General features: G+C 64.6%; 19 protein-coding genes. 10 read left to right on the plus strand and 9 right to left on the minus strand.

Features of this window, described 5'->3' with window-relative positions; translation table 11 throughout:
• The first annotated feature begins 379 nt into the window (after positions 1–379).
• The 6 genes from recC (at position 380) to CAG22_RS12690 (ending at position 12,138) form a co-directional block, all read left to right on the plus strand.
• Positions 380–3,862, plus strand: coding sequence for an exodeoxyribonuclease V subunit gamma (recC, locus tag CAG22_RS12665; RefSeq protein WP_085692241.1), 3,483 nt, complete (start codon positions 380–382; stop codon positions 3,860–3,862).
• On the plus strand, positions 3,859–7,536 hold the full coding sequence (gene recB, locus CAG22_RS12670) for an exodeoxyribonuclease V subunit beta (RefSeq protein ID WP_085705567.1): 3,678 nt from the start codon (positions 3,859–3,861) through the stop codon (positions 7,534–7,536). Before recC ends, recB begins: the two co-directional genes overlap by 4 nt.
• Complete coding sequence (gene recD / locus CAG22_RS12675) at positions 7,533–9,608, plus strand: exodeoxyribonuclease V subunit alpha (protein ID WP_085692239.1); 2,076 nt, start codon at positions 7,533–7,535, stop codon at positions 9,606–9,608. Before recB ends, recD begins: the two co-directional genes overlap by 4 nt.
• Positions 9,609–9,807: 199 nt before the next feature.
• Positions 9,808–10,374 (plus strand): YfiR family protein, encoded by a 567-nt coding sequence (locus tag CAG22_RS12680; RefSeq protein WP_085705568.1) that lies wholly within the window; start codon positions 9,808–9,810, stop codon positions 10,372–10,374.
• Entirely contained in the window at positions 10,371–11,642 is a 1,272-nt protein-coding gene (locus CAG22_RS12685; protein ID WP_085692237.1) for a diguanylate cyclase domain-containing protein, read from the plus strand. The genes CAG22_RS12680 and CAG22_RS12685 overlap by 4 nt, the downstream gene beginning before the upstream one ends.
• A gap of 4 nt (positions 11,643–11,646) precedes the next feature.
• Entirely contained in the window at positions 11,647–12,138 is a 492-nt protein-coding gene (locus CAG22_RS12690) for an OmpA family protein (RefSeq protein WP_075046399.1), read from the plus strand.
• A gap of 280 nt (positions 12,139–12,418) precedes the next feature.
• On the opposite strand, the gene CAG22_RS12700 is transcribed toward CAG22_RS12690, so the two are convergent.
• Complete coding sequence (locus tag CAG22_RS12700) at positions 12,419–13,369, minus strand: LysR family transcriptional regulator (RefSeq protein WP_025340665.1); 951 nt, start codon at positions 13,367–13,369, stop codon at positions 12,419–12,421.
• Positions 13,370–13,501: 132 nt separating this feature from the next.
• On the opposite strand from CAG22_RS12700, the gene CAG22_RS12705 reads away from it, so the two are divergent.
• The 3 genes from CAG22_RS12705 to CAG22_RS12715 all read left to right on the plus strand — a co-directional run bounded on the left by CAG22_RS12705 (position 13,502) and on the right by CAG22_RS12715 (position 16,864).
• The gene (locus tag CAG22_RS12705; RefSeq protein ID WP_085592975.1) at positions 13,502–15,028 is read left to right on the plus strand and encodes a CoA-acylating methylmalonate-semialdehyde dehydrogenase; all 1,527 of its coding nucleotides are present in this window, start codon (positions 13,502–13,504) and stop codon (positions 15,026–15,028) included.
• A 10-nt stretch (positions 15,029–15,038) separates the two neighbouring features.
• The gene (mmsB, locus tag CAG22_RS12710; RefSeq protein WP_025340663.1) at positions 15,039–15,926 is read left to right on the plus strand and encodes a 3-hydroxyisobutyrate dehydrogenase; all 888 of its coding nucleotides are present in this window, start codon (positions 15,039–15,041) and stop codon (positions 15,924–15,926) included.
• Between the two features lie 215 nt (positions 15,927–16,141).
• Entirely contained in the window at positions 16,142–16,864 is a 723-nt protein-coding gene (locus CAG22_RS12715) for a CatB-related O-acetyltransferase (protein ID WP_085592977.1), read from the plus strand.
• A gap of 150 nt (positions 16,865–17,014) precedes the next feature.
• Here CAG22_RS12715 and CAG22_RS12720 read toward each other — a convergent pair whose 3' ends face one another.
• Both CAG22_RS12720 and dmeF read right to left on the minus strand, forming a co-directional pair.
• Positions 17,015–17,359 (minus strand): cupin domain-containing protein, encoded by a 345-nt coding sequence (locus tag CAG22_RS12720; protein WP_003258412.1) that lies wholly within the window; start codon positions 17,357–17,359, stop codon positions 17,015–17,017.
• Between the two features lie 96 nt (positions 17,360–17,455).
• The gene (gene dmeF, locus CAG22_RS12725) at positions 17,456–18,397 is read right to left on the minus strand and encodes a CDF family Co(II)/Ni(II) efflux transporter DmeF (RefSeq protein ID WP_085592979.1); all 942 of its coding nucleotides are present in this window, start codon (positions 18,395–18,397) and stop codon (positions 17,456–17,458) included.
• A 70-nt stretch (positions 18,398–18,467) separates the two neighbouring features.
• On the opposite strand from dmeF, the gene CAG22_RS12730 reads away from it, so the two are divergent.
• Positions 18,468–18,743 carry a metal/formaldehyde-sensitive transcriptional repressor gene (locus CAG22_RS12730; protein ID WP_003258414.1) on the plus strand — a complete coding sequence of 92 codons (276 nt, stop codon included), beginning with the start codon at positions 18,468–18,470 and terminating at the stop codon, positions 18,741–18,743.
• A gap of 123 nt (positions 18,744–18,866) precedes the next feature.
• On the opposite strand, the gene CAG22_RS12735 is transcribed toward CAG22_RS12730, so the two are convergent.
• Genes CAG22_RS12735 through CAG22_RS12760 form a run of 6 tightly spaced genes read right to left on the minus strand, consistent with a single transcriptional unit; the run spans position 18,867 to position 24,702 of the window.
• Positions 18,867–19,799 (minus strand): phosphatidate cytidylyltransferase, encoded by a 933-nt coding sequence (locus CAG22_RS12735; RefSeq protein WP_015271818.1) that lies wholly within the window; start codon positions 19,797–19,799, stop codon positions 18,867–18,869.
• Position 19,800: 1 nt separating this feature from the next.
• Entirely contained in the window at positions 19,801–20,424 is a 624-nt protein-coding gene (locus CAG22_RS12740) for a lysophospholipid acyltransferase family protein (protein ID WP_085705569.1), read from the minus strand.
• Positions 20,425–20,434: 10 nt separating this feature from the next.
• Entirely contained in the window at positions 20,435–20,866 is a 432-nt protein-coding gene (locus CAG22_RS12745; protein ID WP_085705570.1) for a hypothetical protein, read from the minus strand.
• Positions 20,863–22,311 (minus strand): phosphatase PAP2/dual specificity phosphatase family protein, encoded by a 1,449-nt coding sequence (locus tag CAG22_RS12750; RefSeq protein ID WP_085705571.1) that lies wholly within the window; start codon positions 22,309–22,311, stop codon positions 20,863–20,865. Before CAG22_RS12750 ends, CAG22_RS12745 begins: the two co-directional genes overlap by 4 nt.
• Positions 22,312–24,066 (minus strand): bifunctional alpha/beta hydrolase/class I SAM-dependent methyltransferase, encoded by a 1,755-nt coding sequence (locus CAG22_RS12755; protein ID WP_085705572.1) that lies wholly within the window; start codon positions 24,064–24,066, stop codon positions 22,312–22,314.
• A gap of 30 nt (positions 24,067–24,096) precedes the next feature.
• The gene (locus CAG22_RS12760; RefSeq protein ID WP_085592989.1) at positions 24,097–24,702 is read right to left on the minus strand and encodes a CDP-alcohol phosphatidyltransferase family protein; all 606 of its coding nucleotides are present in this window, start codon (positions 24,700–24,702) and stop codon (positions 24,097–24,099) included.
• Positions 24,703–24,941: the final 239 nt, after the last annotated feature.

Genomic DNA, 24,941 nt, shown 5'->3' on the forward strand with positions numbered 1-24,941 from the left:
AACTCAGCAGTGAAACGATGCATCGCCGATGGTAGTGTGGGGTTTCCCCATGTGAGAGTAGGTCATCGTCAAGATTCATTTCGCAAAACCCCTATCTGCACATGCAGGTAGGGGTTTTGTCTTTCTGGCAAAAAAATCCCAGGCCTGCACAACCCTCCTCTGTGGGAGCGGGTTCACCCGCGAACACCGGCATAGCCGGTGCCATCCACCGCGTCGCTTGCTTCGCGGCTAAAGCCGCTCCCACAGGAACGGCGCAAGGCCGCTAACAGGGTTCCACCGATCCCTTGTCAATCGGCTAATGGCACTGCGCCATACTCTCCGTATGGTACCTACGTGATATCGTTTCCCCTCATCCCCAGCGCCAGCCAGAGACCTCCCGATGCCCAATACCACTCACCTCCAACCCGGCTTCATGATCGTCCACGGCAACCGCCTCGACGACCTGCGCAGCCTAGTGGTGAGCTGGATGCGTCGCTATCCCTTGGCACCTCTGGAAAACGAAATCGCCCTGGTGCAGAGCAATGGCATCGCCCAATGGCTCAAACTGGCCCTCGCCGAGGACCCTCAGGACGATGACCAGGGTGGTTGTGGCATCGCCGCCGCCATCGATGTGCAACTGCCAGGCAGCTTCATGTGGCAGCTGTACCGCAGCGTGCTGGGCCGTGACGAAATTCCCGAAGTCTCCCTGCTCGACAAGGCACCGCTGACCTGGCGTCTGATGCGTCTGCTCCCGGCCTTGATCGAACGCCCGCATTTCGAGCCGTTGCGACGCTTCCTCACCGACGACAGCGACCTGCGCAAGCGCTATCAGCTCGCCGAGCGCCTGGCCGACCTGTTCGACCAGTATCAGGTCTACCGCGCCGACTGGCTCAAGGACTGGGCCGCTGGCGAGCACATCCTCAACACCGCTCGCGGTGAGCGCAAGGCGCTGCCCCCGGGCAACCGCTGGCAGGCCGAGTTGTGGCGTGCATTGCTGGAGGATGTTGGCGAGCAGGGCATGGCGCAGAGCCGTGCCGGCGTACATCAACGCTTCATCGAACGGATCAACAGCCTGGAGCAGGCACCTGCCGGTCTGCCGGCCCGGGTGATCGTATTCGGTATCTCCTCGCTCCCAGCCCAGGCTCTCGAGGCACTGGCCGGCCTGGCATGCTTCAGCCAGGTGTTGCTGTGCGTGCACAACCCCTGCCGCCACCACTGGGCCGATATCGTTGCCGACAAGGACCTGCTGCGCCACCAGTACAAGCGCCAGCAACGCAAGCAGGGCATGCCCTTGCAACTGGACGACCAGTCGCTGCACCAGCATGCCCACCCTTTGCTGGCCGCCTGGGGCAAACAAGGCCGCGACTACATCAACCTGCTCGACAGCTACGATGACCCCGGCAGTTACCAGGGCGTGTTCAGCGACGGTCGCATCGACCTGTTCAGTGACGGCTCGCCCACCACGCTGCTCAACCAGTTGCAGGACGATATCCTCGAACTGCGCCCGCTCGCCGAAACTCGCGAGCAGTGGCATCCAGTCGACCCGGCGAAGGACCGCTCGATTCGCTTCCACATCGCCCACAGCCCGCAACGTGAAGTGGAGATCCTCCACGATCAGTTACTGGCCCGGTTCAGCGCCGACCCAACCCTGCGCCCACGTGACGTGATCGTCATGCTGCCGGCCATCGATACCTACGCGCCGCATATTCGCGCCGTATTCGGCCAGTTGCAGCGCAACGATCCGCGCTACATCCCGTTCACCCTGACCGACCAGGGCCAGCGTGGCCGCGAACCCTTGCTGATTGCCCTCGAACACCTGCTCAAGCTACCGGACAGCCGCTTCGCGGTCAGCGAAGTGCTCGACCTGCTGGATGTGCCGGCAGTCCGCGCCCGTTTCGGCATACGCGAAAACGACCTGCCCACGCTGCACCGCTGGATCGAGGGGGCTGGCATCCGCTGGGGCCTCAATGCCGAGCAGCGGGCCAGCCTGGGCTTGCCCGCCGGGCTGGAACAGAACAGCTGGCGGTTCGGCCTGCGGCGCATGCTGCTGGGTTATGCCGTCGGCGTGGGTGAGGCCTGTGACGGCATCGAACCCTACGATGAAATCGGTGGCCTGGATGCGGCACTGATCGGCCCGCTGGTCGCCTTGCTGGACGCCCTCGAAGTGGCCGGCCAGGCCCTGTCCGAGCCTGCCACTGTCAGCCAGTGGGGCGAGCGCCTGCATGCCTTGCTGCAAGTGTTTTTCCTGGCTGAGGGCGAGCACGACGAGTTCCTGCTGATGCAGTTGCAGGATCTGCGTGATAGCTGGCTTGAAGTGTGCGAGGCCGTCGGCCTGCAAGATCCATTGCCGCTGACCGTAGTGCGCGAAGCCTGGCTGTCGGGCCTCGACCAGGGCAAGTTGTCCCAGCGCTTCCTCGCCGGCTCGGTGAACTTCTGTACCCTCATGCCGATGCGCGCCATCCCGTTCCGGGTGGTCTGCCTGCTGGGCATGAACGATGGCGATTACCCCCGCGCTCAGCAGCCGCTGGACTTCGACCTGATGGCCAGCGACTACCGCCCCGGTGACCGCTCGCGCCGTGAGGATGACCGCTACCTGCTGCTCGAAGCATTGTTGTCGGCCCGCGACCAACTGTATGTCAGCTGGGTCGGGCGAAGCATCCGCGACAACAGCGAACGCCCGGCCTCGGTACTGATCGGCCAGTTGCGCGATCACCTTGCAGCTGGCTGGCAGCTGGCAGGCGCGGAGCAGGGGCAGCCAGCAGAACCGGGCGAGCAACTGCTGCACGCACTGACCCAGGAGCACCCGCTGCAACCGTTCAGCCCACGCTACTTCCAGAAGGGCAGCCCGCTGTTCAGCTTTGCCCACGAATGGCAGGTGTTGCACCAGCAGGGCCAGGAGGACCAGCAGGCTGACCCCGGCCTGCCGCCATACCATGACGATGAGGCCTTGAGCCTGACCCAGCTGAATGACTTCCTGCGCCACCCGGTGCGGCACTTCTTCAGCCAGCGTCTGAAAGTCTACTTCGAAGCGCTGGAAGCACCGACCCCGGACGAGGAACCCTTCGTCCTCGATACCCTGCAACGGTACGGCGCCAGTGAAAGCCTGCTGGGTGCAGCGCTGGCCGAGCCGGACAATGCCGAAAAGGCCCTGCAGGCCCAGGCCCGGCGTTTGCAGGCCTGTGGCGTGCTGCCACTGGCCGGCTTCGGCGAACTGCTGCAGCGCGAGCTGATCGAACCCCTGCCAGACCTGCTGCAACGCCACCGCCAGCTATTGCAACGCTGGCCGCAGCTGGTCGAGGGGGCATTGCCAGTGCATTTCGAGCACGGCCAGCATCGTCTCGAAGGCTGGCTGGGGCGGGTGTTCCAGGCGGATGACCAGAGCCTGCTCAGCATCACCACCGTACCCAACACCATCAGTGCCGGGCGTAACGCCCTCAAGTGGCACCGCCTGATCGCGCCCTGGGTTACGCACCTGGCGGCCTGCGCGGCGGGCTACCCCTATAACAGCGCGCTGGTGGCCAGCGACCTGACCCTGCTGCTTGCGCCACTGCCGCAAGCGCAGGCGGCGCAATTGTTGGGCGACCTGCTGGTAGCCCGTCAGGCGGCGATGAATGCGCCGTTGCCGGTCGCTGCCAAGACCGCGTTCGCCTGGCTGGCCCAGGACGATAGCGACAAAGCCCTGGCTGCTGCTGCCCGCGCCTACGAAGGCGACGAGCGCACCAGCTTCGGCGAGCGCAGTGAAAGCATCGCCCTGGCCCGGCAGTTCCGCGACTTTGCCGCGCTCACCGCTGATGAAACCTTCGAAGGCTGGTGCGAAGCCTTGTACCGCCCATTGTTCAACGCCCCGTGGCAGACCCTGGGCAACCCGGAGAAAGGCGCATGACCCAGGACCGTCCCCTGGCACTGAGTTTCCCCCTGCACGGCAGCCAGCTGATCGAGGCCAGCGCCGGCACGGGCAAGACCTTCACCATTTCGGCGCTGTACCTGCGCCTGATCCTCGGTCACGGTGGCGAGCAGGGCTTCGACCGCGAGCTGCTACCACCGCAGATCCTCGTGGTGACCTTCACCGACGCCGCCACCAAAGAGCTGCGCGAACGTATCCGCGCCCGCCTGGCCGAAGCTGCGCGGTTCTTCCGTGGCGAGCTGGAGGCGGCCGACCCGCTGCTGCATCAGCTGCGTGACGATTACCCGGAAGAAACCTGGCCACGCTGTGCCGGGCGCCTGGAAATCGCCGTGCAGTGGATGGACGAGGCAGCGGTATCGACCATCCACGGCTGGTGCCAGCGCATGCTGCGCGAACATGCCTTCGATAGCGGCAGCCTGTTCACCCAGACCCTGGAAACCGACCACAGCGAACTGCTGGGCCAGGTCATGCGCGACTACTGGCGGCGCTTCTGCTACGGCATGCAAGGCGACGCGCTGGCCTGGGTGCGTGGCCACTGGGGCAGCCCCGACGCCCTGCTGCCGCGGATCCGTCCGCTGTTCGGTCGCGTGCGCGCCCAGCACGACGGGCCCGAGCCGGCGGCATTGATCCAGGCATCGCTGCAGCAGCGTGGCGAGCAGTTGGCCCGGCTCAAGGCGCCTTGGACGCAATGGGCCGAGGAGTTGCGCCAGATCTGCCGTGATGCACTGGCCGCCAAACAGGTCGATGGTCGCAAGATGCAGGCCCGTTACTTCGAGCCCTGGTTCGACAAGCTCTGCGCCTGGGCCGCAGACGAACAACTGGTGGAGCTCGACCTGGGCACCGGCTTTACCCGCCTGACCCCGGCGGGCATGGCCGAAGCCTGGAAGGGCGAGCCACCCGAGCACCCGGCCCTCAATGCCATGCAGAGCTTGCAGCAACAGCTCCAAGCCCTGGACAGCCCGGATGCCCCATTGCTCGAGCATGCCGCCAACTGGGTATCGGCACGCTTCGAAGTGGAGAAGCGTCGGCGTGCGGAAATGGGCTTCGACGACATGCTCCTGCGCCTGCAGCACGCCCTTGCCAGCGAGGCCGGCGAGCGCTTGGCCAGCCTGATCCGCGAACAGTTCCCGGTGGCGTTGATCGACGAGTTCCAGGACACCGACCCGGTGCAGTACGGCATCTTCGAGCGCATCTACCAGATCAGCGAAAACCGCGCCGAAACCGGCCTGTTCATGATCGGCGACCCCAAGCAGGCGATTTATGCCTTCCGTGGCGCCGATATCTACACCTACCTTGCCGCCCGCCGTGCCACGATTGGTCGCCTGCACAGCCTGGACACCAACTACCGCTCCAGCAAGGCCATGGTCGCGGCGGTCAACCAGGTGTTCCTGCAGGCCGAGGCGCGTGAGGCAGGGCGTGGCGCATTCCTGTTCCGCGAGGCCGATGACAACCCGCTGCCGTTCATCGAGGTCCGCGCCAAAGGCCGTGGCGAGCAGCTGTTGATCGACGGTGAAGCCTGCGCAGCCCTTCAATGCTGGCATCTGGAAAGCGAAGAGCCGGTCTCCGGCAGCGTTTACCGGCAGCAGCTGGCCGCCAGTTGCGCCAGCCATATCGTCGCCTTGCTCAATGGCGGCCAGCAAGGCACGGCTGGTTTCCAGAATGCCGAGGGCGAACTGCGCCCGTGCCTGCCATCGGACATCGCCATCCTAGTGCGCGATGGCCATGAAGCGCAGATGGTCCGCGCCGAGCTTGCCGCGCGCGAGGTGCGTAGTGTGTACCTGTCCGACAAGGACTCGGTATTCGCCGCCCAGGAAGCCCACGACCTTTTGGCCTGGCTAAAGGCCTGCGCCGAACCCGACTCGGAGCGCCTGCTCAAGGCTGCCCTTGCCAGCCTTACCCTCGATCTGTCTCTGGCTGCGCTGGACCGCCTGAACCAGGACGAGCGGGTCTGGGAAGACTGGGTCATGCGTTTTCGCCGTTACCGCGACACCTGGCAGCGCCAGGGCGTGTTGCCGATGCTGCGGCACCTGCTGCATGACTTCCAGCTGCCGCGCACGCTGATCCGCCGCAGCGATGGCGAGCGGGTGCTGACCAACCTGCTGCACCTGACCGAGCTGCTGCAACAGGCCGCCGGCGAACTGGACGGCGAGCAGGCGCTGATCCGCCACCTGGCCGAGCACCTGGCCAGTTCCGGCCAGGCTGGTGAAGAGCAGATCCTGCGCCTGGAGAGTGACGAGCAGCTGGTGAAAGTGGTGACCATCCACAAATCCAAGGGCCTGGAATACCCCTTGGTCTACCTGCCGTTCATCTGCACCAGCAAACCAGTGGACGGCAGCCGCCTGCCGCTGGCCTGGCATGATAGCCAGGGCAACGCCCATCTCACCCTCACACCAGACCAGGAACAGATCGACCGCGCCGACGACGAGCGCCTGGCCGAAGACCTGCGCCTGCTCTACGTGGCCCTGACCCGCGCCCAGCATGCCTGCTGGCTGGGTGTCGCCGACCTCAAGCGGGGCAACCAGAAGAGCTCACAACTGCACCGCTCGGCGTTCGGCTACCTGCTGGGTGGCGGCCTCGCCCTGCCGGGCTCGCAGCAACTGACGGACTGGTTGCAGGCCTTGGCCAAGACCTGCCCGCACATCTCTTGCCCGAGCCTGCCGCCGGCAGACGAGCAGGTGTATCGCATGCCGCACGCCGAGCATGAGCTGCTACCTGCCCGCAAGCCGCGCCGCGCGGCGGGCGCCGAGCATTGGTGGATTGCCTCGTACAGTGCCCTGCGCGTCGGCGACCAGACCCTCGGTGCCGACAGCTCCCAGGCCCAGCAGTTACTGGATGATGAAGTGGTCGATACTCAGGTGCTGCGCGAGGTCCCGGCCGACAGTGGTGATATTCACCGCTTCCCGCGCGGGCCCAACCCCGGCACCTTCCTGCATGGCTTGCTGGAATGGGTTGGCCGCGAGGGCTTCAGCCAGGTCAGCGGCAATGCACGGCTGATCGAGCGAACCGTTGGCCAGCGCTGCAACCGTCGTGACTGGACCGGCTGGATCCCCACCCTGACGCATTGGCTGCAGCGCCTCCTGGGCGAAGCGCTGCCGTTGCCGGGCAACGACCTTGGTGTGACGCTCGGGCAGCTGCGCCACTACCAGATCGAAATGGAGTTCTGGTTCGCCAGCCACCAGGTCGATGCCGAACAACTCGACCGCCTGGTGGCACGCCACACCCACCCCGGCCTGGCACGCCCGGCGGCGCAGCCGACCGTGCTCAATGGCATGTTCAAAGGTTTCATCGACCTGGCCTTCGAGCTGGACGGGCGTTACTACGTGACCGACTACAAGTCCAACTGGCTGGGCCCGGATATCCAGGCCTACGATGCCCAGGCCATGGAAAAGGCCATCCTCGAGCATCGCTACGACCTGCAGTACGTGCTGTACCTGCTGGCCCTGCATCGCCAGTTGCGCGCCCGCCTGCCTGACTACGATTACGACCGCCATGTCGGCGGCGCCCTGTTCATCTTCCTGCGAGGTGCCAGCAGCAGCGGCCACGGCGTTTACCACGCCAAGCCACCGCGTGAGCTGATCGAAAGCCTCGATGCGCTGTTCCGTGGTGAGCATCCGCCCGTACAGCAGGACCTGTTTGCCGGAGCCGTGATATGAGCCGAAGCCTAGTCGACCTGTTGCCCACCCCGCTGCACGCCGAGCACCTGCTCGCACTGGCGCCACAGCATGACAGCGGTGACCTGCTGCAACTGCTCGACCGCTGGGTAGAGCGGGGCTGGCTGCGTGCCCTGGACCGTGCGTTCGTGTCGTTCCTGGAGGAGCGAGCCCCCGGTAGCGACCCCCTGCTGTTGCTGGCCGCCGCCCTGGCCAGCCACCAACTGGGCCACGGCCATGTCTGCCTCGACCTGCAGCAAACCCTGGCCGAGCCCGATTTTGCCCTGTCGTTGCCGCCTGAAGGCGACGCTTTGACCGGCCCCTTGCTGCTGCCCTCGCAGTTGCTGGCCAACCTCGACCTGCACGCCTGGCGCCAGCGCATTACCGCCAGCCCGCTGGTGGCCGCCGGGGATACCCCGGGCCAGCAAGCGCGGCCTCTGGTGCTCAGCGGCGAGCGTTTGTACTTGCGCCGTTACTGGAGTTACGAGCGGCGCATCGACCATACCCTTCGCCAGCGCCTGACCCAGGCCGAAGCGCCTCCGGCCGACCTGCCTGGCCGTCTGGAGCAACTGTTCGACGGTGGTGCGCCGGCAGGCCAGGTGGACTGGCAGAAGCTCGCCTGCGCCCTGGCCACCCGCGCAGGCTTCAGCATCATCACCGGCGGCCCTGGCACGGGTAAGACGACTACCGTGGTGCGCCTGTTGGCCTTGCTGCAGGCGCCGGCGGTAGAGCAGGGCAGGCCATTGCGCATTCGCCTGGCCGCGCCGACAGGCAAGGCGGCCGCGCGCCTGACCGAATCCATTGGCCAACAGGTCGAGCGCCTGCAGGTCAGCACCGAGGTGCGCGGGCAGATCCCCACCGAGGTCAGCACCGTGCACCGCCTGCTCGGCAGCCGCCCCGGTTCGCGGCACTTCCGCCACCATGCCGGCAACCCGCTGCCGTTGGATGTGCTGGTGGTCGACGAAGCGTCGATGATCGACCTGGAAATGATGGCCAACCTGCTCGATGCCCTGCCGCCACGGGCACGTCTGGTACTGCTGGGCGACAAGGACCAGCTGGCCTCGGTCGAAGCCGGTGCGGTACTGGGTGACCTGTGCCGAGATGCCGAGGAGGGCTGTTACTCGCCGGCGACCGAGGCATGGCTGGAGCAGACCGGTGGCGAGTCGCTGGCGGGCAGCGGCCTCAAGGCCGGCGATGAGCAACGCAACCCGTTGGCCCAGCAGGTGGTGATGCTGCGCTTCTCGCGGCGTTTCGGCGAAGGCAGCGGCATTGGCCAGTTGGCCCGGCTGGTCAACCGCCAGGACGCCCATGCGGCGCGCAACCTGCTGGCCGCGCCGCCGCCCGATGTGCACAGCCTGGCCCTGAAGCAGGAACAGGACCGCGCCTTCGACCGCCTGCTGCTCGACGGCCTGAACCGCGGCAGCGACGGCCCGCAGGGTTATCGCAGCTACCTGCGCACCCTTGGCCGCTTCCGCCCGGCACTCGATACCGCCGTTGACGACCCCGCGTGGGAGCAATGGGCGGGCAAGGTGCTGCACAGCTTCGAGGACTTCCAGCTGCTGTGTGCGGTACGCCGCGGCGCCTGGGGTGTCGAAGGCCTCAACGAGCGGGTGGCGCGGGTACTGCACAATGCCGGGCTGATCGACAGCCAGCAGCCTTGGTACGAAGGGCGCCCGGTGCTGGTGACCCGCAACGATTACGGCCTGGGCCTGATGAACGGTGATATCGGCATTGCCCTGCGCCTGCCGGACGAGCGCGGCGAACCCCTGCTGCGCGTGGCCTTCCCGCGTAACGACGGCAGCGGCGGCGTACGCTTCGTCCTGCCCAGCCGGCTGAACGAAGTGGAAACGGTATTCGCCATGACCGTGCACAAGTCCCAGGGCTCGGAGTTCAGCCACACCGCGCTGGTGCTACCGGATGCGCTCAACCCGGTGCTGACCAAGGAGCTGGTATACACCGGCATCACCCGCGCCAAGCACTGCTTCAGCCTGGTCGAGCCCCGCCAGGGTATTTTCGAAGAGGCGGTGGCGCGCAAGGTACGGCGAATTTCCGGGTTGATGCTCGAGCAGGTGTAGGACCGATAAGGCCCTATCGCCGGCAAGCCAGCTCCCACAGGTGCAGCGCAGCTTGCAAGGGCTGTGGAGTCCTTGTGGGAGCTGGCTTGCCGGCGATGGGGCCATCAATCCCCATGCACAAAGCTGCTCGTACCTACATTGATGCGGCCATGTGCTATCGTTGCGCCGATATCGGAAAGGACCTTAAGAGATTTCCCACATGAAAGTGGCCGCAAGGCGAGTGACGAGATGTGCGCTTTCGCTATTGCTGGCCGCCCTGTTCCTTTCCGCAGGCCCGGCCCAGGCAGACCCCGCCATAACTGCCGCCCAGGCGGAGCAACGTGCCAAGGCCGTCACCCAGGTGGTGCTGGGCATCTTCAGTTACGCCCGCTGGCCCGTCGTACCCTCGCCCTTGCGCCTGTGCCTGGTCGGCCCGACCGAATACGCCGATGACCTGATCAAAGGCCATGTGCAGGAGTCTGGCCGACCGCTGCAGGTGCGGCGGCTGCTGGCAGACGATAGCCAGGTCGCCCAGGCCTGCGACGCCATCTACATCGGCAAACTCGACCAGGGCCAGCGCGACCGGCTGTTCGAGCGCGTCAGTGGCCACCCGGTGCTGAGCATCAGCGAGGCGGACGACCCGTGCACGGTCGGCAGCCTGTTCTGCTTGCGGGTCAGCGACCAGCAGGTAGCCTTTGAAGTCAACCTGGACTCGGTGGCACGCTCCGGCGTGCGCATTCACCCCAGCGTGCTGCAATTGTCGCGGCGCCGGGCGGTGCAACCATGAAACCAACCCGCAAGCGCGGCGTGCGCCCGACCCTGCGCTCGGTGCTGGGCCGTGGCCATCTCAGCGTCGCCTTGCTCGCCGTGGGCCTGGCCGGCATATCCCTGACCCTGCTGGGCGTGCTCGCCCTGCGTGTCTACGCCAACGACAACCTGCACCTGATCGCCCGCTCGATCAGCTACACCGTGGAAGCGGCGGTGGTGTTTGACGACAGCGCTGCGGCCAATGAGTCGCTGGCGCTGATTGCCAGTACCGAGGAAGTGGCCGAAGCCAGGGTCTTCAACAACGAAGGCGAACAACTGGCGCATTGGCAGCGCAGCGATACCGGCGTGCTCGCGCGGCTGGAGGCGCAGGTGGCCACCGCCTTGCTGGATGAGCCGATCAACCTGCCGATCACGCACCAGCAACAGCAGGTCGGGCGCATCGAGCTGGTTGGCCAGGGGCGAAGCCTGTTGCTGTTCCTGTTCAGCGGGCTTACCGGCATCCTGTTCTGCACGGTGCTCAGCGCCCTGGCTGCCCAATACCTGTCGCGGCGTCTGCTCAGCGATATCGTCCGCCCGCTGCGTGGCCTGGCCAGTGTCGCCCACGCCGCCCGCCGCGAGCGCAGTTTCGACCGGCGCGTACCGGAAGCGCCGATTGCCGAGCTCAACGAACTGGGCAATGACTTCAACGCCCTGCTGGATGAGCTGGAGGTATGGCACAGCCACCTGCAGAGCGAAAACCAGACCCTGGCCCACCAGGCCAGCCACGACAGCCTGACCGGCCTGCCCAACCGCGCATTCTTCGAGGGGCGCCTGAGCCGCAGTGTGCGCAATGCAGAACGGCAGCAAGATCACCTGGCGTTGCTGTTTCTCGACAGCGACCACTTCAAGCAGATCAACGACACCCTCGGCCATGCGGTGGGCGATGAAGTGCTGATCAGCGTGGCCGACCGCGTGCGTGCCCAACTGCGCGAGCACGACCTGGTGGCGCGTTTGGGTGGCGACGAGTTCGCCGTGCTGCTGACGCCTTTGCATTCGCGCCAGGACGCCGAGCACATTGCCGAGAAGATCGTTGCCAGCATGAAGTTGCCGGTGCAGCTGGACAGCGGTCGCAGTATCGCCACCTCGTTGAGTGTCGGTATTGCCTATTACCCGGATGACGGCGCTGACCCTGCCAGTCTTCTGAATGCCGCCGATGCAGCGATGTACCAGGCCAAGCGCAAACGCCGTGGTCACTGGCAAATGGCGCAGACGGAACGGTCCGCCAGCGAAATCAAGAACAGGAGTTGAACCCGTGATACAGGCTTTGCGTTTCCCCCTTTGGGCCTTGTTGCTCGCCGTGTTGGCGCTGACCGGCTGCCAGAGCGCTCCGCCCAAAGGCCTGACCGCCGAGCAGATTGCCGTGCTCAAGCGTGAAGGCTTTACCCCGACCGACGAAGGCTGGGCCTACGATTTGTCCGGCAAGGTGCTGTTCGGCAGCGACCTGGACAGCCTCAACAGCCAGAGCCAGGCGATTGTCGAACGCATTGGCAAGGCGCTGCTCGGCGTTGGCATCCAGGGCGTGCGGGTGGATGGGCATGCCGACTCATCCGGCAAGGCGGCGTATAACCAGCAGCTGTCCGAGCGCCGCGCGCAGAGCGTGGCCAGGGCGCTGGTCGGGGTAGGCATGCCGGCGCAGAACATCCAGTCCCGCGGGCTGGGTAGTAGTCAGCCGGTGGCGAACAACCGCACCAGCGCCGGGCGTACCGAGAACCGTCGGGTGTCCATTGTGGTGGCTTCCTACTGACCACAGCCTACGGGCTATCAGATATCCCTGTGGGAGCGGGTTCACCCGCGAACACCGGCGAAGCCGGTGCCATGCACCGAGTTGTCTGCTTCGCGGGTAAACCCGCTCCCACATTATCTGTGTTACCCCCGGGGTTTCAGCGCAGATGCACAAATTGCCGGGGCTGCTCTGCAGCCCTTTCGCGACACAAGGCCGCTCCTACAGGTACAGCGACAACCTCGAGATCAACGCTGCACCCGTGGGAGCTGGCTTGCCGGCGATGGGCTGCAACGCAGCCCCCTTATTCCTGAGCAAACCGCATCTCTCGGGTCTCGCCCATCAACAACGGCGCATTCGCCTCCGTCACCCCGCGAATGTAATCCCACAACAGGGTTATCCGCTTCAACTTGCGCAAATCCTCCCGGCAATACATCCAGAACTGTCGTGTCACCTCGATCTCCTCCGGCAACACCGTCACCAGCCGCGGGTCCTGCGCCGCCAGGAAGCACGGCAAGATCGCCAGCCCACGCCCCTGTAACGCTGCCGTGTACTGCGCAATCACGCTGGTACTGCGCAAATGCGCGCTGGCGCTGGGGATCAGGTTGGCCAAGTACAGCAGCTCCGAACTGAACGCCAGGTCGTCCACGTAGCTGATGAACGGGTGCCTGGCCAGGTCCGCGATCTGGTTGATCGGTGCATGGCTGTCCAGGTAGCCCTGGGTCGCGTAAAGCCGCAAGCGGTAGTCGCACAGCTTGCAGCACACATAAGGCCCATGCTCCGGCCGCTCCAGGGCGATGACGATGTCTGCCTCGCGCTTGGACAGGCTGATGAAGTGCGGCAGCGGCAGGATATCCACCGAAATCGCCGGGTAGGCATCGACGAAGTGGCTTAGCTGCGGGGTGACGAAGAAGCTGCCGAAGCCTTCGGTGCAGCCCATGCGCACATGCCCCGACAACGCCACACCCGAGCCGGACACCTGCTCGCAAGCCATGTGCAGCGTGCTCTCGATCGACTCGGCATAACCCAGCAGGCGCTGGCCCTCGGCGGTGAGGACAAAGCCGTTGGTCCGGGACTTCTCGAACAGCAAGGTGCCCAGCGCCCCCTCCAGCGAGCTGATGCGCCGCGACACCGTGGTGTAGTCCACGCTCAGGCGCTTGGCGGCGCTGCTGGCCTTGCGCGTACGCGCCACTTCAAGGAAAAACTTCAGGTCGTCCCAGTTGAGCGCGCTCAGGGATGTGAGGTCTTTTTGCATGATGATCCGGTTTTTTTGTGCGTTCTTGTTGGATGTTTGCACATCTATACTCGAAACAAGCCTCAGGACGCCACCTCGCGTTTGCACGGCGCTGGCGATCTCGTCCCGACAATAATTCCAAGGAGAACGCAGATGAACGCACCGCAATCCCCTACCCAGACCAAAATCGAGCAGGTCAAGCTGCTGATCGACGGCCAATGGGTCGAGTCCACGACCACCGAATGGCGCGACATCGTCAACCCGGCCACCCAAGAGGTGCTGGCGCGCGTACCGTTCGCCACCGTCGAAGAAGTCGACGCAGCCGTCGCCGCTGCCCACCGCGCTTTCCAGACCTGGCGTAACACGCCGATCGGCGCGCGCATGCGCATCATGCTCAAGCTGCAGGCGCTGATCCGCGAAAACACCAAACGCATCGCCCAGGTCCTCAGTGCCGAGCAGGGCAAGACCCTGGCCGACGCCGAAGGCGATATCTTCCGCGGTCTGGAAGTGGTCGAGCACGCCGCCTCTATCGGCACCCTGCAGATGGGCGAATTCGCCGAGAACGTTGCCGGCGGCGTCGATACCTATACCCTGCGCCAGCCGATCGGAGTATGCGCCGGCATCACACCGTTCAACTTCCCGGCGATGATCCCGCTGTGGATGTTCCCCATGGCCATCGTCTGCGGCAACACCTTCGTGCTCAAGCCGTCCGAGCAAGACCCGCTGTCGACCATGCTGCTGGTCGAACTGGCGCTGGAAGCCGGCATACCGGCTGGCGTGCTCAACGTGGTGCACGGCGGCAAGCAAGTGGTGGATGCCATTTGCACCCACCAGGACATCAAGGCGATTTCCTTCGTCGGCTCCACCGAAGTGGGCACTCACGTGTACAACCTGGGCAGCCAGCACGGCAAGCGCGTTCAGTCGATGATGGGCGCCAAGAACCACGCCGTGGTGCTGCCCGATGCCAACCGCACGCAAACCGTCAACGCCCTGGTCGGTGCCGCCTTCGGTGCAGCAGGCCAGCGCTGCATGGCCACCTCGGTGGCGGTGTTGGTGGGCAAGGCTCGCGAATGGCTGCCGGATATCAAGGACGCGGCCAGCAAGCTCAAGGTCAATGCCGGTTGCGAGCCAGGCACCGATGTCGGCCCGGTGGTTTCCAAGCGCGCCAAGGAGCGTGTGCTGGGCCTGATCGAAAGTGGCATCAAGGAAGGCGCCAAGCTGGAACTCGACGGCCGTGACGTCACGGTGCCGGGCTACGAGCAAGGCAACTTCATCGGCCCGACCCTGTTTTCGGGCGTGAAGACCGACATGCAGGTTTACACCCAGGAAATCTTCGGCCCCGTGCTGGTGACCCTGGAAGTCGATACCCTCGACGAGGCCATCGCCCTGGTCAACGCCAACCCGTTCGGCAACGGCACCGGCCTGTTCACCCAGAGCGGCGCGGCAGCGCGCAAGTTCCAGAGCGAAATCGACATCGGCCAGGTCGGCATCAACATCCCGATCCCGGTCCCGGTACCGTTCTTCAGCTTCACCGGTTCGCGTGGCTCCAAGCTCGGCGACCTCGGCCCGTACGGCAAGCAAGTGGTGCAGTTCTACACTCAGACCAAGACCGTCACCGCCCGCTGGTTCGATGATGACAGCGTCAACGACGGTGTGAACACCACCATCAGCCTGCGCTAAGGAGAGAGTCATGCGTATCGCATTCATCGGGCTCGGCAACATGGGCGCACCCATGGCCCGCAACCTGATCAAGGCCGGGCACCAACTGAACCTGTTCGACCTGAACAAGGCCGTGCTGGCCGAGCTGGCAGAACTGGGCGGGCAGATCAGCCCTTCGCCAAAGGACGCGGCGGCCAACAGCGAGCTGGTGATCACCATGCTGCCGGCTGCTGCCCATGTGCGCAGCGTGTACCTGAACGAAGACGGCGTGCTGGCCGGCATTCGCCCCGGCACGCCGACCGTGGATTGCAGCACCATCGACCCGCAGACTGCGCGTGATGTGTCCAAGGCCGCAGCGGCCAAGGGCGTGGACATGGGCGATGCGCCGGTGTCCGGTGGCACCGGCGGCGCGGCGGCAGGCACCCTGACCTTCATGGTCGGCGCCAGCACCGAGCTGTTTGCCACCCTCAAGCCGGTACTGGAGCAGATGGGCCGCAACATCGTGCACTGCGGTGAAGTCGGCACAGGGCAGATCGCCAAGATCTGCAACAACCTGCTGCTGGGCATCTCGATGATCGGCGTGTCCGAGGCCATGGCCCTGGGCAATGCGCTGGGCATCGACACCAAAGTGCTGGCCGGCATCATCAACAGTTCGACCGGGCGTTGCTGGAGCTCGGACACCTACAACCCATGGCCGGGCATCATCGAAACCGCGCCGGCATCGCGTGGCTATACCGGAGGCTTTGGCGCCGAGCTGATGCTCAAGGACCTGGGGCTGGCCACCGAGGCTGCACGCCAGGCGCATCAACCGGTGATCCTGGGGGCTGTGGCCCAGCAGCTGTACCAGGCCATGAGCCTGCGCGGCGAGGGTGGCAAGGACTTCTCGGCGATCGTCGAGGGTTACCGCAAGAAAGATTGACGAGCGAGGACTTCATCGCGGGCCAGGCGGCCTTCCCTCTGTAACTGCGCACCAGAGGGAAGGGCGTCTGATCCGCGATTTTTTTTGCCGGCGGGCGGCCAGATTTATTCCACGTATTGTGATGGGTTTACTGACATTTGCCCAGGCAACAAGCATCTTCAACCTAAGATGTCAATTTGCTATAGTTTCCAGATAGGGAAACCCGAGCCATCTTCATGTTCAAGATAATAGAGTCAATAAAAACCGCTCGTTACAAGCGAATAGTCAGGTCTCACGGGGGTAAGATTGCTGCCGGGCCATCAACATTCAGTAAATATGCCCGTGCTGATCTAGAGGAATATGTTCAGCTGGGCCATATAAAAATCCGATCTTCCCAAGTTGGGATTGGTGCTTACACCTATATTAGAAGTGGTACCCATCTTTCATTTGTATCTTCCATAGGTCGATTCTGCTCCATTGGCTCCGATTGTGTCATTGGTCAAGAGAAACACACACACCCATCCTCCTGGGTAAGTACCCATCCATTTCAGTATGAAGATGGAGGAAATCTGGAGTACCGAGCTGATGAAGCGCTTGCCCAGATAGGTCACGACGTATGGATTGGCGCCGGAGCCACTGTCCTTGCAGGCGTGAAGGTCGGGACCGGAGCCATCATCGCGACCCAGGCTTTGGTGTCGCGTGATGTGCCGCCGTATGCGATCGTGGGCGGGAATCCGGCAAAAGTCATCAAGTATCGACATGCTGAAGACATCATTGCCAGGCTCATGGACAGCGAGTGGTGGGATTTGGATACTGCTACCTTGAGAGAGCTGAATCTGGCAGAACCGGAAAAGTTCCTGAGGTCTATCGAAAGTCGTACCTCACGAGACAAAGTAAATTACAGAGTCGTTTGTCTTTCTCAGAAGGGTGTGAAACCTTTGAAGAGTGACCACTCCTAGTCGAGGGCGATGCGCCGAAAGCCACTGTTATACTTGCAGCAGGATATTTTATTCGACCCGCGGCCCCTTTGATCATCATGCTTGAACCTGAGCGGCGTCATGTGGGACTTTTTGCGCATCCCACATGACCAGGCAAAGTCCGCTTATGAATCAAGCAAAGACAAAGTACTTGCGCACGGTCTCGACCACTTCCCAGGTGCCTTTCATCCCCGGTTCGATCACGAACACATCACCCGCTTTCAGGTGCTTCGGCTCTTCGCCTTCCGGGGTGATGATGCAGTAGCCATCGAGGAAGTGACAGAACTCCCACTTCTCGTAGTTGACCTCGAACTTGCCCGGGGTGCAGATCCAGGTGCCCATGATCTTGCTGCCGTCGGCCGACAGATAGGCGTTGAGGTTGACGGTGTGCGGATCGCCGCCGATGCGCTTCCACTTGGTGGCGTCCACGACCGGCGTCGGGCAGGTTTCGCGCAGGACGGTGATGAAATCGGACATGGCACAACTCCTGGTGACTGGCTGAATGACTCGTCACCATAGGGCCATCGGCCGAGCCGCAGTTGCCTGGGCTCGACGTCCAGCTGTCTGGTCGCGCTATGCCAGGCGGTTGACCTCGACGGTAATGTGCGCCAGTTCTTCGTGTACGCCCAGGGCCTTGCGCACGCTGTCGGCGCTGAGTTCGGCCCGGGCGGCCAGGCCGAGAATGCAGGCGTACTGGTCCTTGCCCACGCGCCACACGTGCAGGTCGGTGATACTGGCCGGCACCGGCAGCTGCGCGACCACCTCGCGGATTTCCTCCACTACCGGCGCGTCCATCTCCGCATCCAGCAGCACTCGCCCGGTATCGCGCAGCAGCCCGCGGGCCCACATCGCCACCAGCAGCGCACCGACCAGGCCCATGACCGGGTCGAGCCAGCCGGCGCCCCAGTACTTGCCGGCCAGCAGGGCGACGATAGCCAGCACCGAAGTCGCGGCGTCGGCCATCACATGCAGGTAGGCCGAGCGCAGGTTCAGGTCGTGGTGATGGTGGCCATGGTCATGATGATGGTCGTGGCCATGGTGGTGATGATCGTGATGGTGATGGTCGTCACGCAGCAGCCAGGCGCAGATCAGGTTGACGGCCAGGCCCACGGCGGCGATGAAGATCGCCTCGTCATAATGGATCGGCCCCGGTGCCAGCAGGCGCTCCACCGACTGGAATGCCATCAGCCCGGCCACGCCCAGCAACAGCAGGGCGCTGGAGTAGCCACCGAGAATCTCGATCTTCCAGGTGCCGAAGGCAAAGCGCCGGTCGCCGGCATAACGCCGCGCGGCGGCATAGGCCAGCAGCGACAGGCCCAGGGCCAGGGCGTGGGAGCTCATGTGCCAGCCGTCGGCCAGCAACGCCATGGAATTGAAGAACCAGCCACCGGTAATTTCCGCCACCATCATCACCGCGGTCAGCCAAACGGCCAGGCGCGTCTTGCGCTCGGCGCCCAGATTGCTGGTATGGAACTGGTGGCTGTGCTGCCAGCGGTCTGAGGTTTGTGTCGCCATGGTTTATCATGCTCCCGGAACGTCGAGAACTATACTATACCCCAGTATACCTAGCATGGTGTGAAACCCAATGGCACATACCCTGAAGAGCAAGAAGCAGCTGCTGACCCGGGTGCGCAAGATCAAAGGCCAGGCCGCCGCCCTGGAGACCGCGCTGGAGCAGGACAAGGACTGCCTGGCGATACTGCAGCAGATCGCCGCCGTCCGCGGTGCGGTGAACGGGCTGATGGCCGAAGTGATGGAAGGGCATATCCGCGAACACCTGGTGGCGGACGGGCTGAGTGCCGAGGAGCGGCAGGACGAGGCGGACAAGGTGGCGACGTTGCTGCGGTCGTACCTCAAGTGAATTAGGTGGGTAGGCACGCCCCAGCAATTTGTGCACCACTGCTGGAGTCCTGGGGCCGCTCTGCGGCCCTTTCGCGACACAAGGCCGCTCCTACAGGGGGCCCTATACCCCCAGGGGGTATGATTACGCCCACCAATACCGCACAAAGTGGAAGAACACCGGCGCGGCAAAGCACACCGAATCCATGCGGTCGAGCATGCCGCCGTGGCCTTCGATCATGTGCCCCCAGTCCTTTACCCCACGGTCGCGTTTGATCGCCGACATCACCAGCCCGCCGAAGAAGCCCATGGCGTTCACCGCCAACGCCATTAGTGCGGCCTGCCAGAAGGTGAACGGGGTGATCCAGCACAGCAGGGCGCCGATCAAGGTGGCCAGTGCCACGCCACCGGCCAGGCCTTCGACGGTCTTGGATGGCGACAGGTTGGGCGCTACCTTGTGCTTGCCGAACAGCTTGCCGCACACGTACTGCAGCACGTCGCTGATCTGCACCACCAGGATCAGCCAGGCAATCAGCAGCAGGTTGCGGCCCTCGTAACCCGGGATGTCCAGGGTCATCAATGCCGGCACCGACGACACGCAGTACACCGCGATCATCAGCCCCCACTGCACCTTCGAGGCGCGCTCGAGAAAGCGCGTGGTGTCGCCGCCGAAGCTGGCCAGGATCGGCAGCAACAGGAACAGGTACACCGGGATGAAGATGCTGAACAACCCGTACCAATCCATGGCGATCAGCACGTACTGCACCGGCAGCGCCACATAGAACGCCGCCACCAGTGCCGGGTAGTCGCTGCGCCGGGTCGGGGTGAGCGTCATGAACTCGCGCAAGGCATAGAACGATACGCCGTAGAACAGCACGATCACGCCGTACTTGCCGAACAGGAAGGCGATGCCGATCACCAGTACCATCACCCACCAGGCGTTGATGCGGGCGTTGAGGTTGTCGATCACCGCGTGCGGTGCCGGGCCGGCGCGCCATTTGAGCAGGCGGCCGATCACGCTGGCGAGCAGCAGCAGGGCGCCGATGCCGGCGAACAGGGAAAGGGTGTTGTCGTCCATCTCAGGCATCCTTGGGGGCCAGGTTCAGCAGGGCCTGGCTGGCCCGCTCGAGAAAGGCTTGCTTGCTTTCATCCGCCTGCAGGTGCAGCGGCTCGCCAAAGCTCAATGTGCACAACAACGGCAATGGCAAGGCACGACCCTTGGGCATCACCCGGTTGAGGTTGGCTATCCATACCGGCACCAGTTCGACTTCGGGGTTGGCTGCTGCCAGGTGATACAGCCCGCTCCTGAACGGCATCAGCGGCTCGTCGCCGAGATTGCGAGTGCCCTCCGGGAAGAAGATCAGCGAGTCGCCCTGGGCCACGGCTTCGAGGATCGGTTGCAACGGGCTGCCCTGGCCGGCGCTGTGTTGCCGGTTGATCAGCACACCATTGAAGACCTTGCGGATGAGAAAGTCGCGAATGCCTGGTTTGGCCCAGTAGTCGGCGCCGGCTACCGGACGGGTACTCTTGCGCAGCGGTTGCGGCAGCGAGGCCCACAGCAGTACGAAGTCGCCATGGCTGCTGTGGTTGGCGAAATACAGGCGCTGCACCGGCAGCGGCGTGCAGCCCAGCCACAGGGCGCGGGCGCCGGTGATCAGGCGGGCGGCGGAAGTGATGAGGTAGGCGGTCAGGTTGGCGAGCATGGATCGGTAGTCATCCCTTCAAAGGCAGTGTCAGCAGGGTAGCCAAGGCCAGCGACAGCTGCAGGCCCAGGCACACTACCTGGCGGCGTAACAGGGCCAGCGCGGCCTGGCTGCGTGCAGGCCAGGCGCGGGAGTCGGCGGCCTGCGGTTTGAGATTCAGCTCGAACAAGGCGCGGTCCAGGGCCAAGGTGTCCGCCGGCAGGTCGCGGCTAGCGGCGAGGTGGGCGAACAGTTGGGCATCGATGGCCACACGGATGGCCCAGTACTTGTGCAGCACGCCTAGTACCAGCAGCGCAATGCACAGCAGGCTGGCCAGTGGTTGCAACTGTGCACCCAGCAAGGGCGCCAGGCCGTAGGCCAGGGCCAGCAGGGTGAGGCCGTCCGACAGGCGTTCCAGTTGTTTGCCACGGCCCAGCAGGCTGGCCACCACGTACAGCGTCATGGTTGTGTCCCTAGCTGTTGCAAGGCTTGGCGATGTGCGCTGTGCAGGACCACGCCGGGGCGGGCCTTGCGGATCAGCGCCTCGGCCTGGCGAGCATCAGTGCAGCGGCCCGTGAGCACCAGCCAGGCGGCCACGGCGCTGGCACTGCGCGAATAGCCCAGGGCGCAACAGACCAGCACCGGGCCTTGGGAGCGCAGGCGTTCGATGGCGATGGCGGCCTGGTGCAGCAATGGGCTTTCCGGGGCGATCAGGTCCAGGGTAGGAAAACATGCGTAGCCAACGGCGGACGCGACCTGTGTAGGAGCGGCCTTGTGTCGCGAAAGGGCTGCGAAGCGGCCCCAGCAATATCTGCTGCGAAGCTGAAAATCTGGGGCCGCTTCGCAGCCCTTTCGCGACACAAGGCCGCTCCTACAATTGTCCGCGCTGTCCTGAACATGGCAGGGTAGCTCCGCGCACAAATCGACTACCGCAGCGAACTGCGCGCCACACCCAGGAATCCGCCCAAGGTAGACGCCATCACACACTTCATCCGCCTGCGGGTGCCGCCAGGTCCACAACCTCGAGTTGACCCACGCCCCAATCAGGTACGGCGCCAGCAGCCAGCTGGCCGCATTCGACAAGCGCCCATCGGCGCCTTTCTGAAACCCGCCTGCACCGAGCACGCCATAGTTCAGCGCCACCAAAGCCAGCGACACGGCCGGCCAGCTCAACCACAGCCAGGCGCCGCCCAACGCAACGGCCGGCACTGCGCACAGCAGCCCACCCACTGTATAGAACAACGCCAACCGCCAACGCTTGGCATCCCGCGCAAGGCGCACCCGCTGCCAGGGCAGCTGCCCCCGATATGGCCACAACCAGACGCAGACGAACCCCGCCAATGCCCCGGTCGGCACGTCGATGAAATGGTGCTGCCAGGTGGTCAGCACCGACACCCCGATCAGTGCCATCCAGCCATGCATCAGCCAACGCCAGGGCTGGCGCTGCACGTGCCGGGCAAACATCGTCCAGATGATCACCAGCAGGGCAATATGCAGTGAAGGCGCCTGGTTGAACGGCTTGTCGAAGCCCATCAGCACATCGAACATCCAGCCGAACACCCCGCCCAGTTCCGGCCGCTCGAAGGTGAAGCGCAGCGGCCAGAGCAGGAAGCAGCTGACGCTGATCAGCTGCGCGGTTAGCAGCGCCAGCGCGTGCCGGTCCATTTCCTGGCGCGTGCGCGGCAGCAGGAAGGACAAGCCGTAGAGCAGGTCGATCGACCAGTACGGGATGATCGTCCACGGCCACAACGGCATGCGGCTTTCCCAGCCGAACACCAGGCTGCCGACATCACTGCGCCCGGCCGTGTGGTTGTTCGCCAGCCCGTAGCTGAGGAAAAACAGCGGCCCCAGCAGCAGAAGCCAGAATACGCCCCGGCGGATCAGCCCGGGCTCGCGTGATGGGCTCATTCAGCGCACCCGTTGTGCCAGGCTGACGCTGAAAATGCCCCATTCATCGATGCGCTGGGCCAGCTTGCGGAACCCCGCCGCCTCTACCAGCTGGTCCATTTCGGCCTGGCTGCGGCGGCGCATCACCCAGGCCTCGCCGCCGCGGTGGCTGGTGAGGGCGCGGGCGATCATTTCCAGTTGCGGGTGCCACGGCTGGCCGGTGTAGACCAGGTAACCGCCATCTTCCAGCGCATCGGCCAGGCCGGCCAGCGAGTTGCCTACCAACTGGTTGCTGGCGAACAGTTCGTACAGGCCGGAGACCACGGCCAGGGTCGGTGGTTGTTCCAGGGTGGCCAGGCTCTGGCGGTCGAAGGCATCGCCCTGGACGAAGCGGGCGATGTCGGCCAGGCCCTTTTCGGCAATCAGTGCGTTGCCTTGCTGCACGTTCAGTTCGCTGTAGTCGCGCAGCAGGATCGAGTCCGGCAGTTGTTCGTGCTCCTGCAGGGCCTCGAGGATGTAGCGACCATGGCCGGCGGCGATATCGACGATGTGCACCGGCCGCTGCTGTTCGCGCAGGCGGGCGATGGCCAGGCGCAGCAGTTCCTCTACGTGCAGCTTGCGCTGGCGGATGCCGCGCCAGCCGATGGCGTCGAGGTAGTTCTGGTCGACCAGGCGGCCAAGTTTGCCTTTGCCGGTCGGCTGGTTGCGGTACACGTAGTCCAGGGTACTGCCCGAATCGAAACCGGTATCGAAACCCAGCTTCACACCTTCGGACAGCCCCTTGCCCAGGCGCAGCCCGGCACGGGTGGCACGCCAGTAAAGGTCGCGGGGCGAGTTGCGCGGCAGCGGTGCGGCCAGGCTTTCAGCCTCGGCGCAGCTGGCGCCGGTCTTGTCGGCATCGAGCAGTGACGGCAGGGCGGCGGGGCTGGCGAAGCAATGTTCGACGAACCGCTCGATACGGCGCAGGGCATGGGCACGATCACGCTCGCCAAGGGTGTCGTGGAAGAAGCCTGGCAGGATGTGCATTTCCTTGCGCGCACTGCCCAGGCGTTCGAAGAAGCGTTCCTGCGGCTGGCGTTCGACCACGAAGTCGGCACCGGACACCAGCAGCTGGGTCGGTAGCTGGATGGCCTGGGCATCCGCCACCACCCGGTCGGCGGCTTCGTACAGGCCCAGCAACATGGTTACCGAAATCGGCCGGCTGATCAGCGGGTCGGCCACATACGACATGACCCGTTCGGGGTCGTGGGTGAGCAGGCGAGGCTTGACGTAGCTGTTGACGAAGAAGTTGCCGCGCAGGGCCTTCAGCAGTTTCAGGCCGGGGCGGGCGAACGGCACGTACAGCTTTACCTTGAACGCTGGCGAGGCCAGCACCAGGCAGCGCACCTTCGGCGCGTAGTCGTGGGCCCAGGTGGCGACCAGCACGGCCCCGACGCTCTGCGCCAGCACCACCAGGTCCTGTTCGGCAATGCCATGGCGGGCCTGGATGTGCTCGATGAAGGTCTGCACGTCGCGCACGCTGGTGGCGAACCCCGGGCTGTCGCCGCGCGCGCCCGGCGACTGGCCGTGGCCACGGGCATCCCAGGCGAAGAAATCGTAGCCCGGCATGTCCAGCTCATCGGCCAGGTGGGCCATGCGCCCGCCGTGTTCGTGGCCGCGGTGGAACATCACCACGGCCCGGCGTGGTTGGTGTTGGTTACGGGTGGCAGGCCAGTGACGGTAGTGCAGCTCGACGCCGTCATGGGTGGAGAAGTGCAGCGCTTGCGCTTGGCGCATGGTCGACATCCTTTTACGACGGCAGTGGGCTCAGCGGGTTTCGGCCAGCCCCTGGCGAACCCGGTTGTAGAGGGTATAGAGCGAGAGTGCGAGGATGACCAGCAACAAGCCGTTGATCCAGGCGCCGTTCAGCACGCCGAAGGCGACGCCGGTACCTAGCACGCCGAAGGCGAACGCCCGGTCGCTCTTGCCCATGGGGCCGTCGTAGCGCCGTGAGGCGCCGGCCAGCGGGCCCATGACACCGGCGTATTCGCTGAAGGTGGCGCTGAGCACCACGAGTACGACCAAGGTTGGCGATACACCCGCCAGCAGGGCGAAGGGCAGGTACAGCGCGGCATCGGCGATCACGTCGCACAGTTCGTTGAGGTAGGCGCCGAGGGTGGATTGCTGGCCGAACTCCCGGGCGAGCATGCCGTCGACGGCGTTCAGTGCCATGCGCAGCAGCATCCAGACTGGAATCAGGATGAACAGCCAGGTGAGATGGGGCAGGGCAGCCAGCAGCAGGCCCAGCAGGATTGACAGCAGGGCGGCGGCGACAGTGACCTGGTTGGCGGTGACACCGCGGTCGTAGAGGCGCTGGACAGCAGGGCGGAGCATGGCCTGGAAGCGCGGTTTGAGCTGGTAGATCGATGCCACTGGAAAGTCCTTTTCGGTGGGTCGTTACGGCGCCATTGTGTGTGAGCCTTCTTCGCGGGTAAACCCGCTCCCACAGGTATAGCGTCCATCCGAGAGATACCACATATCCTGTGGGAGCGGGCCCGCCCGCGAACACGGGCGAAGCCCGTGCCATCAATCGCGGTGCCTGCTTCGCGGGCTCGCCCGCTCCCACAGGTATAGTGTCCATCCGAGAGATACCACATATCCTGTGGGAGCGG

This window comes from Pseudomonas sp. B8(2017), assembly GCF_002113575.1.
Lineage (GTDB): Bacteria > Pseudomonadota > Gammaproteobacteria > Pseudomonadales > Pseudomonadaceae > Aquipseudomonas > Aquipseudomonas putida_Z.